Origin of the sequence: Polyangium spumosum (genome assembly GCF_009649845.1) — a bacterium.
Classification (GTDB): domain Bacteria; phylum Myxococcota_A; class Polyangia; order Polyangiales; family Polyangiaceae; genus Polyangium; species Polyangium spumosum.
Map to the genome: position 1 here is coordinate 313,656 of NZ_WJIE01000010.1, position 14,404 is coordinate 328,059.

Annotated in this window: 12 protein-coding genes and 1 rRNA gene; 8 read left to right on the forward strand and 5 right to left on the reverse strand. The window is 71.2% G+C overall.

Annotation, left to right across the window (positions count from 1 at the left end; all coding sequences use genetic code 11):
* Positions 1-85: 85 nt before the first annotated feature.
* From GF068_RS30700 to GF068_RS30725, 6 genes are all read left to right on the forward strand, one after another.
* The gene (locus GF068_RS30700; RefSeq protein WP_153823051.1) at positions 86-1,249 is read left to right on the forward strand and encodes a hypothetical protein; all 1,164 of its coding nucleotides are present in this window, start codon (positions 86-88) and stop codon (positions 1,247-1,249) included.
* Positions 1,230-2,261, forward strand: a complete 1,032-nt coding sequence (locus GF068_RS44495) for a hypothetical protein (RefSeq protein WP_206079584.1) — start codon at positions 1,230-1,232, stop codon at positions 2,259-2,261. Before GF068_RS30700 ends, GF068_RS44495 begins: the two co-directional genes overlap by 20 nt.
* A gap of 379 nt (positions 2,262-2,640) precedes the next feature.
* Positions 2,641-3,267 carry an RNA polymerase sigma factor gene (locus GF068_RS30710; protein WP_153823052.1) on the forward strand — a complete coding sequence of 209 codons (627 nt, stop codon included), beginning with the start codon at positions 2,641-2,643 and terminating at the stop codon, positions 3,265-3,267.
* A complete protein-coding gene (locus tag GF068_RS30715) occupies positions 3,264-4,040 on the forward strand; it encodes an outer membrane protein assembly factor BamD (protein WP_153823053.1) in 777 nt (258 codons plus the stop codon). The genes GF068_RS30710 and GF068_RS30715 overlap by 4 nt, the downstream gene beginning before the upstream one ends.
* Before the next feature lie 59 nt (positions 4,041-4,099).
* Positions 4,100-5,251: a choice-of-anchor L domain-containing protein gene (locus tag GF068_RS46540; protein WP_206079585.1), complete on the forward strand. Its 1,152-nt coding sequence runs from the start codon at positions 4,100-4,102 to the stop codon at positions 5,249-5,251.
* 12 nt (positions 5,252-5,263) lie between these two features.
* Entirely contained in the window at positions 5,264-6,439 is a 1,176-nt protein-coding gene (locus GF068_RS30725; protein ID WP_153823054.1) for a choice-of-anchor L domain-containing protein, read from the forward strand.
* Positions 6,440-6,455: 16 nt separating this feature from the next.
* On the opposite strand, the gene GF068_RS30730 is transcribed toward GF068_RS30725, so the two are convergent.
* Positions 6,456-6,758, reverse strand: coding sequence for a hypothetical protein (locus GF068_RS30730; protein WP_153823055.1), 303 nt, complete (start codon positions 6,756-6,758; stop codon positions 6,456-6,458).
* A gap of 216 nt (positions 6,759-6,974) precedes the next feature.
* Between GF068_RS30730 and GF068_RS30735 the strand changes: the two genes are divergently transcribed.
* Both GF068_RS30735 and GF068_RS30740 read left to right on the forward strand, forming a co-directional pair.
* Positions 6,975-10,334, forward strand: a complete 3,360-nt coding sequence (locus tag GF068_RS30735) for a protein kinase domain-containing protein (RefSeq protein WP_153823056.1) — start codon at positions 6,975-6,977, stop codon at positions 10,332-10,334.
* Between the two features lie 185 nt (positions 10,335-10,519).
* Positions 10,520-11,797, forward strand: coding sequence for a cytochrome P450 family protein (locus GF068_RS30740; RefSeq protein WP_170319764.1), 1,278 nt, complete (start codon positions 10,520-10,522; stop codon positions 11,795-11,797).
* Positions 11,798-11,805: 8 nt separating this feature from the next.
* On the opposite strand, the gene GF068_RS30745 is transcribed toward GF068_RS30740, so the two are convergent.
* The 4 genes from GF068_RS30745 to GF068_RS30760 form a co-directional block, all read right to left on the reverse strand.
* Positions 11,806-12,204 carry a group II truncated hemoglobin gene (locus GF068_RS30745; RefSeq protein WP_153823058.1) on the reverse strand — a complete coding sequence of 133 codons (399 nt, stop codon included), beginning with the start codon at positions 12,202-12,204 and terminating at the stop codon, positions 11,806-11,808.
* 116 nt (positions 12,205-12,320) lie between these two features.
* The gene (locus tag GF068_RS30750) at positions 12,321-12,737 is read right to left on the reverse strand and encodes a VOC family protein (protein ID WP_153823059.1); all 417 of its coding nucleotides are present in this window, start codon (positions 12,735-12,737) and stop codon (positions 12,321-12,323) included.
* Positions 12,738-12,833: 96 nt separating this feature from the next.
* Positions 12,834-13,832: a sigma-70 family RNA polymerase sigma factor gene (locus GF068_RS30755; protein WP_153823060.1), complete on the reverse strand. Its 999-nt coding sequence runs from the start codon at positions 13,830-13,832 to the stop codon at positions 12,834-12,836.
* A gap of 449 nt (positions 13,833-14,281) precedes the next feature.
* Positions 14,282-14,404, reverse strand: a 23S ribosomal RNA gene (locus GF068_RS30760); the annotation flags it as partial.

The following is a 14,404-nucleotide window of genomic DNA, read 5'->3' on the forward strand; positions in this document are numbered from 1 at the left end:
GCAACCAAACTGCTCACGTTACGTCAAGGGCGAAAGGCCATTCAAGTGGGCCTCGCGGGCGCGAGGGATGGTAGCGTCTCTGCCCATGAGCACGCCCGTGGCGCCGCCGTGGCCCCTCGACCCGCCTGCTGCTCGAGGCTCCTCGCGTCGCCTGGTCGAGTTCCTCCTCGTGGGGGGCGTGACCCCGTTCCTGTTTGCGCTCTCTTTTCTGCTGCGGCGCGCCTTCGGGCTCGATCCCGCCGAATACGCGGTGGGCTTCCTGATGTTCCACGCGGCGTTCGTCATCAACGACCCGCACTTCGCGGTCACGTACCTCCTGTTCTACAAGGACACGAAGGCGCGCGTGTTGGGGGATCGTTTTCCCCGGCCCCAGCGGATTCGATACCTCGTCGCCGGCTTCGTGGCCCCCGCGCTCCTCGGCGCGCTCGTGATCGTGGGGCTCGTGATGAAGTCCGCGTTCGTCCTGAGCTTGCTCGTACGGCTGATGTTTTTCCTCGTCGGCTGGCACTACGTGAAGCAGGGGTTCGGGGTCTTCACGGTGCTCGCGGCGCGGCGCGGGGTCCGCTTCGCCCCGCGCGAGCGGCTCGTGGTCCTGGCGCATTGTTTTGCCGGCTGGGCCTATGCCTGGGCGAGCCCCGCGGATCCCGGCCGGGACGTCGAGGAGAAGGGCCTCGTGTACACGACGCTCGCGACCCCGCTCTGGCTCGAGCACCTCACGCACGTCGTCTTTTTATCGACGCTGATCCCCCTCGCGTGGGTGCTCGTCCGGAAATGGCGCCGCGACGGGCGCCTGCCGATCCTGACCCCGCTCACGGCGCTGCTTTGCAGCATCTGGTCGTGGTCGATCTACTCCAGCGTCGACCCGCTCGTGCGGTACGTGATCCCGGCGCTGCACTCGGTGCAATACCTGTATTTCGTCTGGCTCTTGAAAGGCAACGAGGCGCGGGAGCGCGAGGGGCCGCCCTGGTTCGAGCGCTCGGCGCGGACGCGGCTCGGCATCCTCGCCGTGTCGGCCCTCGGCCTCGGCTGGTTCTTGTTCCACGGGGCGCCTTCGGCGTTCGACGAGGCGCTCGGGCCGCGCGGCGGGGTCACGAGCGAGGCGCTCGGGCCCACGCCGTATTTCGTGGCGATCTTCGCGTTCGTGAACATCCACCACTACCTGATGGACACCGTCATCTGGCGTCGCGAGAACCCGGAGACGCGGTACCTGCAAGAGCCGGCCCTCGGCGATGCGCGGCGCGCGTCCTGACCAAACGCCGCGCCGGCTCGCCGCCGCCGGCGCCGCGGCCGCCCTGCTCCTCGCGGGCCGGGCCTCCCCGGGCGAGGCCGCTCCGGTCCGCATCCTCTACACCGCCCCCGCCCATTGCCCCGGCGCCGAGGACTTCCTCGCCGCCGTGCGGGCCGAGGTGCCGGACCTGCACGTGGCCGAGGAGGGGGAGGTCGCGCGGACGCTGACGGCGAGCCTGTTCGAGGAGAACGGAGGCCGGCTCCGCGGCGAGCTGCGGATCGAGGTGCCCGAGGGGCCGAGCTCGCTGCGGGAGGTATCGGGCGAGAGCTGCGAGGAGGTGATGGGGGCGCTCTCGCTGGTGACGGCGCTGGCGATCGAGGGAGGGCTGAACCAGCCGGCGCCGCCGCCGCCGCCACCACCACCACCGCCACCGCCACCGCCACCGCCGCCACCGCCACCGCCACCGCCACCGCCACCGCCGCCACCGCCGCCGCCGCCGTCGCGGGCCTCGCAACACGTCCAGGTGGGCGCTCAGGGGGCGTTCTGGAGCGCGCTCGCCCCGGATCCCGCCTTTGGCCTCGTCCTGTTCGCCGAGCGTGCCTCCTTTGGCCACGCGGGCCTCGCGCCGGCCTTCCGCCTCGGCGTGGCCTTCGCCCAGAGCCCGACCGCGCAGACCGAAGGGGGCGCGGCTCGTTTCCGCTGGCTCGCGGCCCGCCTCTCGGGTTGCCCCGTCGCGGCCGTCGTGGGCCCTTTCACCCTGCGACCCTGCGCGGGCCTCGACCTCGGCGCGCTCCTGGGCGAGGGCCTCTCCGTGGTGAACCCCCAGCAGGCGACGCGGCCCTGGCTCGCGGCGAGCCTCACGGGCCGGCTCCAGGTGCGGCCCCTGCCGTCCCTGTCGCTGGAGGCCGAGGCGGGGCTCGTGGTGCCGCTGATCCGCGAGGTGTTCGGCTTCGAGGACCCGCGGCGCGTGATCCACGTGGTGCCGGCGCTCGGGGGATCCGCCGCGATCGGGGCAGGGTGGGTGTTCTGGTGAGGCTGGGCCGACGAGGCTGTCCACGTCCTCCTGGCAGGCTGTCCTCATCCTCGACGAGGCTGTCCACGTCCTCCCGGAAGGTGAGCTCACCCTCGATCGAAGCTGTCCACGTCCTCCTGGCAGGCTGTCCTCATCCTCGACGAGGCTGTCCACGTCCTCCCGGAAGGTGAGCTCACCCTCGATCGAAGCTGTCCACGTCGTCCTGGCAGGCTGTCCTCATCCTCGACGAGGCTGCCGACGTCCTCCTGGAAGGTGAGCTCATCCTCGCTCGAAGCTGCCGACGTCCTCCTGGAAGGTGCCATCACCCACGATCGACGGTGACCTCAGCCATGACGTTTTCGTGATCGAAACGCTCGCAACGGGACATCGTGGGGGGAACATGACGACCGTGGGGACCACGCAGGAAGGCGGCGAGGGGGTCGAGTGGTCCCTCGCGTCGCCCCTCGAGGTCGACCCGCCCTCCTCCGAGGCCGCCGCGCGCTTCCGGGCCATCCGGGACGAGCACTTCGAGTTCGTCTGGCGATCGGTCCGCCGCCTCGGCGTGCCCGACGCCGACGTGGACGACGCCGCGCAGCAGGTCTTCATCGTGGCGAGCCGGCGGCTCGACGAGATCGCCGCGGGCAGCGAGCGGTCCTTCCTCTTCGGGACGGCGATGCGCGTCGCCATGCAGGTCCGGCGGACCCTGCGGCGCCGGAGCGAGGTCTCGCTCTCCGACGACGCCGCCGAGGGCCCGCCGCTCGACCCGCCCGACGCCGGTCCCGACGCCGAGGAGCTGCTCGCGCAGCGCCGCGCGCGCGCGCTGCTCGACGAGGTGCTGGAGACGTTGCCGCTCGACGTGCGCGCGGTCTTCGTCCTCTTCGAGCTCGAAGAGATGAGGGTCCCCGAGATCGCGAGCCTGCTCGGGATCCCGCTCGGGACGGCGGCTTCCCGGCTGCGCCGCGGACGCGAGCTCTTCCAGGAGGGGCTCGCGCGTGTGCAGGCGCGCAAGAAACGGAGCATTCGATGATGGATCCCGAGCGACTCGTCGACGGCGACGACCTGGGGGCCGAGCTCTTGCGCTCGGCCCGCGCGCTCGACGCGACACGCGCCCGCGAGCGCAGAGCCGCCTTGATCGGCGCCGCCGCAGGCCTCGGCGCGATCGCCGCGACGAAGGCCACCTCGGCCGGGACGACCGGCGCGGCCGCGAAGGGTCTCCTGCAAGGCGCGTTCGCCAAATGGCTCGTGCTCACGATCGGCGCCTCCGCGCTGGGCATCGGCGTCGTGCTCGGCGTCGCGGGCGGCGACGGGCGCGTCCCCGTGGGCGCGAGCCGCTTCGCGCCGGCCCTCGGCGAACGCAGGCTCCCGGCCGCCGCGGAGCCGATCCCCGAACGAGCCGTCGAAACCGAGGCCATCGTCGAGGTGCAGGTGGACCCGGAGCCCACGCCCGCCGCGGCGACACCTCCCGCCAGGGGAAAACGCGCCCCGAGGGCGCCCGCCCCGAGCGCGTCGGCCGACCGCGCCGCGCGCCTCGCCGCGGAGCTCCAGGCGCTCCGGGTGGCGCGGGAAGCGCTCGCCTCCGGCGACGGCGCCCGCGCCCTCGGCGCGCTCGACGACTACGACGCGCGTTTCCCCCGCGGCCACCTCGCCCTCGAGGCCGAGGTCCTCCGCATCGAGGCCCTCTCGCGCGCGGGGGACGTCTCGGCCGCCGCCCGCGCCCGCCGCTTCCTCGAGGCGCACCCGCAGAGCCCTTATGCCGAACGCCTGCGCGCCCTCGCGGGAGAGGGCGCGTCGATTCCGTGATCGATCCGGTCGTCGCCGGCCATGAATCGCGTCCGGTTCATTTCTTCAGGAGACCCCCCATGCAAAATCGATTGCCTCTTTCCTCCCTCGCGCTCTCCTTCGCCTCCTTGCTCGCGCTCGCCGCATGCGGCGGCACCGTCGCGGGCGGCGGCGGCGACGGTGCCGGCGGCACCGGCAATACCCCCGATCCCGACACCTCCAGCAGCAGCTCGGGCAGCCCGACCTCGGGCCCCGGCGGAAATGGTGGCGCGGGTGGCGCGGGCGGCGCGGGTGGCGCGGGCGGAGACGGCGGCAGCAGCAGCAGCACGGGCGGCAGCGGCGGCGCGGGCGGTGTTCCCGTCGACGATTTCGGCCCGCCCCAATGCGACGCGAACCTCGTCCTCGACGACGCCGATCCGTACAGCGCCGCCAAGGCCATCGAGCTCTGCAAGACGGCGTCCGACCCGAATGGATGGGGCCTCATGGAAGCCAAGTGGGTCCTGCCCGACGGCTCGCCCATCACGGAGGGCTTCGAGCAAGTCTATGCGCTCGGCCACGGCATCTTCGACTCGTTCGGCCCGAACGTGGGCACGCGCAAGGGCGACCGCATGCTCGGCCTCTCCACCGGCGCCGCCCGACGCCCGAACGATCCCGACCACCATTCCCCGTACAGCGGCTTCGCCAAGAGCTACGGGCACGGCGCGCCCGAGGGCTTCCCCAAGCCCTCGCCGGCTTGCTCCGGCGTCACCACCGGCGATCCCTACGACGGCGTCGCCCTCGAGGTGACGGTCCGCGCGCCAAACGCCGCGCATGCCTTCGCCTTCGACTTCACCTACTACACCGCCGAGTACCCGGCCTTCACCTGCACGACCTTCAACGACGCCTTCGTCGCCCTGCTCTCGCCGACGCCCGCGGGCCAGAGCGACGACAACATCTCGTTCGACAACCTCGGCAACATCATCAGCGTGAACAACGTCTTCCTCGAGGTCTGCAACAACAACTGCCCGCTCGGCGGCGGCGCGCTCGTGGGCACGGGCTTCGACGTCCAGAACAACGGCGCCACGGGCTGGCTCACCACGACCGCGCCCGTGAACGGCGGCGACGTCTTCACCTTGCGCTTCGCCACGTACGACTCGGGCGACGCGATCCTCGACAGCACCACGCTGGTCGACAACTTCCGCTGGACCGTCGTGCCCAACAGCGCGGTGAACACCTCCCGCCCGACGGAGTGACACGCTCGTCCCATGCGCCTCGGCCCCGCTCTGCTCTCCCTCCTGCCTCCGCTCGTCGCCGTCGCGGCGGCCTGCGGCAATTTCGTGTCGCTCGGCGGCGGCGCAGGCAGCGGGGGAGCGGGCGGCGGACCGGATCCGGGGGACACGGCGACGAGCAGCAGCGGCGAGCCCGTGACCACGAGCTCCACGGCCAGCACGGCCAGCACGGGCGCCGGCGGCAGCGGCGCAGGCGGCGAGGGAGGCGCGCTGCCGGACGGAGGCGATCCGCCGGACGCAGGCAGCGGCGGCGCGACCTCGCCTTGTGACGAGGAGCTCGCGAACGACGACGCGGATCCTTTTCACGCGGCGCGCGCCATCGAGTTGTGCACCGTGGCCGAGAGCCCGGACGACCCGGGCCTGCACGAGGCTCGGTGGGTGCTGCCCGACGGCGCGCCGATCCCCACGGGGTACGACGTGCAATACGCGCTCGGTCACGGCCTCTACGAGGCCTTCGGCCCGAACGTGTCGCCACGCGCCGGCAAGCGAATGCTCGCCCTCTCGAGCGGCGCAGCCCGCCGCCCGGGGGAGCCCGGCTACCTGCCCCCGAACGCCGGTTATGCCAAGGGGTACGCGCACGCCGCGCCGGAGGGGTTTCCCAAGCCCTCGCCGGCCTGCCCCGGCAGCACCACCGGCCAGCCCCACGACGGCGTGGCCCTCGAGGTGACATTACGCGCGCCAAACGGCGCCGTCGGCTTCGCATTCGAGTTCAGCTATTACACGGCCGAATTCCCGATCTTCGCCTGCACGACCTTCAACGACGCCTTCGTCGCCCTGCTCTCGCCGACGCCGCCCGGGCAGACCGACGGCAACATCTCGTTCGACGGCGTGGGCAACGTCATCAGCGTCAACAACGTGTTCCTGGAGGTCTGCACCTGCCAGGACGGCCCGCCCTGCAGCGCCGGCGGCACGCTTTATCCGTGCAGCCTCGGCCCGAGCGCGCTCCTCGGGACGGGTTACGAGACGCAGCACGGCGCCACGGGCTGGCTCACGACCCGAGCGCCGATGCAGGGCGGAGAGCTGTTCACCTTGCGGTTTGCCGTGTACGACTCCGGCGACGCCGTCCTCGACAGCGCCACGCTCGTCGACCATTTCCGCTGGATCAGCACGGGAGAGCCGGTCGTCGAGACGTACCGGCCCGTGCCCCCTTGATTCGCGCTTTTTACGCCTAGTCCTGGAAGAGCTGGTCGTCGTCCACGAGGCTCTCCTGCGTCCCGAGATCCTCCTCGAGCTCGAGGGCGCCCTGGCCCACGAGATCATCCTCCAGGTCGACCTCCTCCTGGATCACGCGCGCTCCCTGCATCCCGCGCGGCGCCTGCAGGCCACGCGTCACCTGCGCCCCGCGCGCCTTGCTCACGCCGGGCTGCTGCTGGCCGTACAGACCGCCGGGCGTCCCCGCGAACGCCGCGCCGGCCGCGAGCGTCAACACCGCCACGATCACCATTCCGAGCCCCATACGCACCTTGCTCATGGTCGCCTCCCTCTCCATCGAGGCCGCCGCGAACCACCTCGCGGCCGCGCCTCGGTTCGCCCGGTTTGCAACGGATATGCCGAGGGCGCCCGGCACCCCACGGCACGCGCAGATCCCGTCTTCCTCGTCCAGCGCCGGCCGTCCGTGGATTCCTGTCCTCTCGTGTCCTGCCCGGAGCAGATCCGAAAAGTCGGGCGTCGTGGTACCGTCGCAGGCGTGAAGGGCGACACGGCGCGCGACGAGAGCCTGGGCCGCGAGGACGTGCCGACCGTGGTCGAGATGCCGCGTGGTGTCCGGCCGAGCGCGCCGCCGCCCGGGTCGCCGGCCTCGGCCGGGGCCACCATTGCCGGGCGATATCGCCTCGAGCGTCAGCTCGGCGTGGGCGGGATGGGCGAGGTCTTCCTCGCCCGCGACGCCTGGAAGAACCTCCGCGTCGCGGTGAAGATCCTGCACCGGCGCATGGCGGACAACCTCACGGTCGTGAACCGCTTCCGCCGCGAGGCGCGTATCATGCGCGAGCTCTCGAGCCCCCACGCGGCCGTCATTCACGATTTCGGGCAGACCGACGACGGCGCGCTGTACCTCGTGATGGAGTACCTCGAGGGCGAGACGCTCGGCGGCCTCCTCGAGCGGGAGGCGCCCCTCGCGGCCCCGCGCGTGACGCGTATCGCCCTCGATTTGCTCGACGTCCTCGCCGACGCCCACCGCCGCGGCGTCGTGCACCGCGACATCAAGCCACAAAACGTCTTCCTCGCCCGCGCCCCCGGCAAGGACGACGAGCCCGTCGTAAAGCTCCTCGATTTTGGTATTGCCAAGCTCGAGGATCACGAGTCCACCGAGCTCACCGAGGCCGGCGCCGTCTGGGGGACGCCGCGCTACATGAGCCCGGAGCAGGCGAGGGGAGAGGTCATCGATCGCCGGAGCGATCTGTATTCGCTCGGGGCCATGATGTACCGGGCGCTCACGGGCGAGCACGCGCTGCCGGCCGGCAGCGCCGCCGAGCTCACGTACGCGCTCGCGCACAAGGCGCCCGTCCCGCCGGAGAAGCGGCGCCCGGAGCTCGGGATCCCCGTCGAGCTCGGGCGTATCGTGATGCGCGCGCTCGAGAAGGACCCGAACGCGCGGTACACGACCGCCGCCGAGATGGCCGAGGATCTGCGCGCCCTCCAGAGCGAGCCGAGCCCCGCGCCCGTCGCCGAGCCGGGCCGCGCCGAGGTCCTCGTGATGCGCGCCTGGATCGTCGCGACCTTGCTCTTTTCGCTCGTCGCCGTCGCCGAGCTGCCCCGGGTCGCGCGCGCGACGTTCCCCGGGTTCACGGTGGAGGCGGGGCGGCTCGTGTCCGCCGTCGTGGAGCCGACCTGGCCCGGGATCGAGCGGGGTATCGAGCCGTACGACGCCGTGCTCGCCGTGGACGGCGCGCCCGTTCGTCGCGGCAGGGACGTGCACGACCACGTCCACCGGCTCGCCCCGGGCACGCCCGTCACGTACACGCTGCGCCGCGGGGATCACACGTTCGACGTGGCCGTGCCGGTGACGACGTTCGGCTGGTCCTCGCTGGTGAAGCAATATGCCCCGGGGTTCGTCGCGGCCCTCTTGTTTTTCCTCGTGGGCGGCGTGGCCGGCTGGAAGCGGCCCACCTTGCGCCCCGTGCAGGCGCTCGTGGCCTTCACGAGCGCCGTCGGCCTCCTCCTCATGGGCTCCGTCGATTACGACCTCGTCGACGGCCCGCTCGCCCTCGCGTTTCCCCTGGGATGCTCGGCGACCGGCGCGGCCGAGCTCCACCTCGCGCTCACGTTCTCCGGCCTCGGCCGCGCCACGCGTCGGCGGCCCTGGTTGCTCTGGCTGCCTTACCTGCCTGCGCTCGCCCTCTTCCTCACGTGGGTGACGCTCGGCGGGAGCCCCGCCGTGAACCTCGCCTGCACCCGCGTCAGCGCCGGGATGATCTTCCTCGGCTTCATCTTGCTGCTCGGCTCCTTCCTCCACGCGCGTTTCCGGGGCCGGACGCTCTCCGCGCGGCAATCCGGCCGCTTCATGCTCTGGGCCGGCTGCCTGTCCGTGCTGCCGAGCCTGCTCCTGCAGCTCTTGCCCATCACCATCGGCCTCCACACCGCCACCGTGGGCAGCCTGGGCTGGATCGCGATGGCGCCCCTCGCGGGTTTCCCGGCAGCCTTCGCGCACCAGATCCAGCGCCGGCAGATGTTCGACGTCGACGTCGCGCTCCGCGAGGTCGCCCGCGTCGTCGCCATGCTCTTGCTGCTCGGCGTGGTGTTCGCCGCCGCGGCCTTCTCCTTCGGCGGGATCGCCTGGGCCCTCGCCGGCCCCGAGGGCATGTACCTCGGCCTCGGCGCCTTCGCGGGCGTCGCCGCCGTCGTGGCGGCCGTGGAGCCCGTCTCGCAGAGGCTCCGCCGGCTCTTCGAGCGTCGCGCGGACGTCGACGCGGCCTCCGCGCTCGACGAGATGGCCGGCGCCGCGGCCAGCGCCGCCACCGAGGACGAGGTGGTCACGATGCTCGTCGACGCGATCCGACGCGCATTCTCCCCGCGCCATACGCGGCTCCTCGAGCGCGGCGACGGCGGCATTTACTGGGCGCGTGCCCCTGGCACGGCGCCCCCGCACTCCCTGACCGGGCCCCGCTCCGCGACCGGCCCACGCGCGGACATCGACGGCGATTTCAGCGGCGCGACCCGCGAGCCTTCCCACGGCACGCCCGCCGACGAGGTCCGCCGGCGCCTGACGCGGCTCGGCCATTTCGACGCCCATACATTTCTGGTCCTGCCGCTCGACGGGGCCGACGGCGCCGCGGGGGCGCCTCAACGCGTGGTCGTCGTCGGCGCGCGGTCCGACGGCAAGGCGTATTCTTCGTACGACGCCGCGCTCGTCGCGGGGCTCGTGCGGATCGCGGCGCTGCGCTTGCACGCGCTCGCCGAGCGCGCCGAGGCCGAGGCGCGCCTCCTGCACGAGCGTTGCTTCGGCCCCGGTCGCGGCGAGACGGCCGTCTCGGGGGCGGAGCTCGCCGCGGGCGCGCCGGCGCGGGGCCTCGCCACCGCCCTCGTGCTCCGGCTCTCCGGGCTCGATATGGCCGCGGACCGCTTGCCGCCGCGGCGATTCAAGGTGCTCGTCGACGAGCTCTCCGAGGCCGCGGCGGCGGCGGCGTTCACGATGGATGGCACGATGCACGCGTCACGCGGCGACGAGATGCTCTTTGGATTCGGGGCGCTCGGCGACGATCGGCGCGCGGTCGAGCTCGCCTCGATCCACGCGGCGCTCCTGCAAATCGAGCGCACGGCCGAGATCGCGGCCCGGCACGGCGCGCCCTTCGTCCGCGCCCGCGTGGGCGTGGCGCGTGGGCTCTTGACGGTGGGGACCTTCGGCGCGCCGTTTCACGCGCAATGCATGATCCTCGGGGCGGCGGTGCAGGAGGCCACCGAGCTCGCGAGCGCAGCGAAGGACGGCGAGGTCCTCGTCGACGAGGGCGTGGCGAGGGCGGCCGAGGAGGCCGATACGATGAAGATCGAGCCCATCCCCACGCACCGAGGCGTCCGGGCCGCCCGCGTGGCGCGGCGCGAGGGGGATTGACGGGGTTTTCGTTGCCCGTCCATCCCGAATTTCCTGCGTGACGACGTCCTTGTGAATCTCGCCCCCACGCGTGGACGAGCCCTGCGCCTCCCCTAGAATGCGAGGGCCACGCGAGCGCACGCGCGGCGGGGGAGGGCGTCATGCAGGATGGAGCGAACGGAGAAAACGAAGAGGCGACGGGTGTCGTGCCGTTGTCCCTGGACCCGGATCGCGCCGACGCGGACTACGCGAAAGCGCGCGCGAAGGGCCGCGTCGTCACCGTCTCGTTCACCGACACGGACCCGGACGGCGACGGGGCCGAGGCGTCCGAGCTCCAGGCCTTCCTCGAGCGCGAGCACCTCTTCGTCGCGCATTACGACGAGGTGCTGTCCGCCCTGGTCGACAATCGATTCTCATCCGATCCGCGGACCACGATGACGCCGGAGCAACGAGAGAAATTGCCCCCCGTCATCGAGGAGCTGCGCTTGCTCTCCGAGAGCCTGCTCTCCAGGGATCCCCCGGATCACACCCGGCTCCGCAAGCTGATCCAGCCGAGCTTCTCGCCCCGCGTCATGGAGGTGATGCGCCCGCGCATCCAGAAGATCACGGACGACCTCCTCGATATGGCCGAACGCGCGGCCGAGGCGCGCGGCGAGTCCGCGCCCGAGCGGCGCATGGACCTGATCTCGGCCTTCGCCTACCCGATGCCCGTCGCGGTGATCTCGGACATGCTCGGCATTCCGCTCGAGGATCGCGGGCAGGTGAAGCAATGGACCGAGAACCTGATGAAGGCCGACCGGCGCCGCGGGGGGCTGGATGACGAGACGATCGCCGGCCTGAACAGGTTCTCGTCCTACCTGCGGGATCTCTTCGCAAAGAAGCGCGGGAGAGGCGCCGAGGACATGATCACCGAGCTGCTCGCGGCCGAGGAGGCGGGCGACAAGCTGAGCGAGGACGAGGTGCTCACGACCGTCTTTTTGCTGTACCTCGCGGGGCACGTGACCACCGTGAATTTGATCGGCAACGGGGCGTTCGCGCTCTTTCAGCATCCGACGGAGCTCGCGAAGGTGAAGGCGGATCCGGGCGGCCGCGCGAAGGGGGTCGTCGAGGAGACGCTCCGGTACTGGGGGCCGGTCGATTTCATCGCGGGCCGGATCGCCAAACAAGACATGGAGCTCGCCGGGACGCATATCCCGAAGGGCGAGCCCGTCATGGTGGGGCTGGCCTCGGCGAACCGCGACGCCGCGCGATTCCCGGATCCCGATCGATTCGACGTCACGCGCGAGGGCGCCGAGCGTCACGTGGCCTTCGGCAAGGGGATCCACCTCTGCGTGGGCGCGCCGCTGGCGCGGGTCGAGGGCCAGATCGCGTTCGAGACCCTGTTCCGCCGGTTCCCCGCGATGCGCCTCGCCGTGCCGCCCGAGGAGGTGCGCTGGAGCAAATCGTTTTTGAGAGGTCTCGTGGAGCTGCCGGTGCTCTTCTAGCGAAAAGGTCAGCCCGGCCGGTTGCGCATGAAGTCGGCGACGTCGGCCAGGCGGCCGAGCAAAAAGGCGCGGATCTCTCCCTGGACGCCGACCTCGTCCATGGCCGTGGTCATGGCGCGCATCCAGGCGTCACGCATGGCGATGTCGACGGGCACCTGGGCGTGGCGCATGCGGAGGCGAGGGTGGCCGTTCTGCGCGATGTAGTCCTGCGGGCCGCCGAGCCAGCCGATGAGGAAAAGCGCGAAGCGGTCGCGGCTGCGGCGGGAGACGCGGCCCTGGTCGTCGAGCTCGTGGAGCTTGGCGAGCGCGGGTTCGTCGCGATCCATGGCGTCGTAGAAGTGTTCGCAGAGGTTCCGGACGGCGGCCTCTCCGCCGAGGATCTCGAAGGGGGTCGGCTGATCGGGCATCGAGGGGCGATGTAGCACGGACGGGGGGACGAGGGAGCCAAGGCGGGGAGGGGGGAGGGCCTCCCGCGTCCCAAACGTTGGGGCGTTCGGAAGGGTCGAGTGTTACGCGGCGAGGGTCACTTCTGGACCGCGGCCGGATCCATCCACATGACCTCCCAGTGGTGGCCGTCGATGTCGTAGAAGCTCGCGAAGTACATGAAGCCGTGATCCTGGGGCGGCATCGCGCGCGAGCCGCCGTTCGCCAGCGCGATCTCGACCATCCGATCGACCTCCTCGCGGCTCTCGCAGGAGAAGCAGATGGCGGCCTCGTTGGACGTGCTCGTGTCGCAGATCTGCTTCTTCGTGAAGCCCTGGAACTTCGACTCGACGAGCAGCATGACGCACGCCTGCTCGTTCACGATCATACACGTGGCGGTCTCGTCGGTGAACTGCTGGTTGAACGTGAACCCGAGCTTCGTGAAGAAGCCGACGGAGCGGTCGAGGTTCTTGACGGCGATATTGACGAAGAGCATGCGAGAACGAGTCGTGGTCATGTGCGCGCCTCCTTGCCGGTAGGTTTGGCGTATGGACCCGGCGAGGGGTCCAGACTCATCGGTCCGCGAAAAAAATCGTTCGAGGGGAGGGGAGCGTTACGGAGCGAGCTCGAGGGGCAGGCCGAACCGAGGGAAAAGCGTCGCAGTGTCGAGGAACGCGTTCCACGCCGTGATGTGATCCCCCGAGGTCTCGAGCACGATGAGCGCCCACGGCTTGTAACTGCCCCCAGGCTCCGCGGGTGGTCGGTACTGCCCGAACGCCGGCGAGCCCGACGCCTCGGTCCGCACGAGCCGGGAGCCGCGACACCCGCAGCCCTTCCCGAGCAACCAGGCGAGGATCGAGTCGTGCCCCTTGAGCCAGAGCGAATACGGCGGCATCGAAAGGGTCGCTTCCTCGTGGAGCAGCGCCGCGAACGCGTCCATGTCGTACCGCTCGAACGCCTGCACGTAACGTTCGAGCAAGGCGGACTGGCCATCCGCGAGCGCACGCGGCTCGCTGAGGTCGCGGGCCGAGAGCGTGGCGCGGGCCCGCTGGAGCGCGCTGTTGACCGCCGCGACCGAGGTGCCGAGGCTCTCGGCGACCTCGGCCGCCGCCCAGCCGAGGACCTCGGTCAGGAGCAGGACCGCCCGTTGCTTCGGCGGCAAGTGCTGGAGCGCAGCCACGAACGCGAGGCGAATGCTCTGCCGGAGCGACACGAGCTCGGACGGGCTCGCGTCCTCAGGCAAGGCCATGGTGTCCGGAATCGGCTCGACCCAGCTCGAAGCAGGCAGCGTGGTGAGGCTGTCGTCGACCGTGCCGACCGGACCCACCTCCATCGGGCGGATGCGCCGCGAGCGGTCGGAGAGCGCGTCGAGGCAAACGTTGGTGGCGATGCGATAGAGCCACGTGCGCAGGGAGGAGCGCCCGTCGAACTGGCCGAGGCTGCGAAAAGCGCGCAGCATCGTCTCCTGGACGGCGTCCTCGGCCTCGGTGACCGAACCGAGCATGCGGTAACAATGGCCCGTGAGCGCAGCGCGATGCTCCTCGAGCTGGCGCGCAGCACGCGCGACGTCGACACCAGCGGCGAGGTTCGTGGGAGGCGAGAGTTCAGCCATCGGGGCCGTGTCTAACAGGTTCGCCGCGCGGGGACAAACCCCCATCGGTGAGCAAAGCACGATTCACGCGGCGGCCGAGGGAACGTCGGCAGCGGAACGAGCGGCGGCGCGGAGCTGGGGCGCCGAGCTGGGGCGCCGCCCCAGACCCCGGCAGGGGCTGTCCGCCCCTGCACCCGGACCAGGCACGGCCTGGACCGAATGGGGAAGAACTGCGCGATGCGCAGCTCTTCCCGTGGGCCCATGGCAAGACCGACGACGAGAGCGCCCGTCGAGAGGCACGCGCAGGGCTGAATGGAAAAGAAAAAGCCCGCGTGAGAAAACCCTCACGCGGGCTCGAAGATCTCCGACGAACGGAATGTAGAGCGTCGTCCCCGTAGTCTGCTGCAGTCCGCGCGCGCCGGCTCGTCAAGCGAGCTCCGGACGCGAATCACGACGTTTGCCTCAAAGGTATGGTCAAGCCGCACGACCGATTAGTACCGGTTAGCTCCGCGAATTACTCCGCTTCCACACCCGGCCTATCAACCTCGTAGTCTACGAGGGGTCTTTAGGAGCCTTGCGGCTCGGGACACCTA

Excerpts from the sequence above, each read along its gene's own strand:
- GF068_RS30700 (WP_153823051.1), top strand. The coding sequence starts at position 86 with ATGAGCACGCCCGTGGCGCCGCCGTGGCCCCTCGACCCGCCTGCTGCT.
- GF068_RS44495 (WP_206079584.1), top strand. The coding sequence starts at position 1,230 with ATGCGCGGCGCGCGTCCTGACCAAACGCCGCGCCGGCTCGCCGCCGCC.
- GF068_RS30710 (WP_153823052.1), top strand. The coding sequence starts at position 2,641 with ATGACGACCGTGGGGACCACGCAGGAAGGCGGCGAGGGGGTCGAGTGG.
- GF068_RS30715 (WP_153823053.1), top strand. The coding sequence starts at position 3,264 with ATGATGGATCCCGAGCGACTCGTCGACGGCGACGACCTGGGGGCCGAG.
- GF068_RS46540 (WP_206079585.1), top strand. The coding sequence starts at position 4,100 with ATGCAAAATCGATTGCCTCTTTCCTCCCTCGCGCTCTCCTTCGCCTCC.
- GF068_RS30725 (WP_153823054.1), top strand. The coding sequence starts at position 5,264 with ATGCGCCTCGGCCCCGCTCTGCTCTCCCTCCTGCCTCCGCTCGTCGCC.
- GF068_RS30730 (WP_153823055.1), bottom strand. The coding sequence starts at position 6,758 with ATGAGCAAGGTGCGTATGGGGCTCGGAATGGTGATCGTGGCGGTGTTG.
- GF068_RS30745 (WP_153823058.1), bottom strand. The coding sequence starts at position 12,204 with ATGCCCGATCAGCCGACCCCCTTCGAGATCCTCGGCGGAGAGGCCGCC.
- GF068_RS30750 (WP_153823059.1), bottom strand. The coding sequence starts at position 12,737 with ATGACCACGACTCGTTCTCGCATGCTCTTCGTCAATATCGCCGTCAAG.
- GF068_RS30755 (WP_153823060.1), bottom strand. The coding sequence starts at position 13,832 with ATGGCTGAACTCTCGCCTCCCACGAACCTCGCCGCTGGTGTCGACGTC.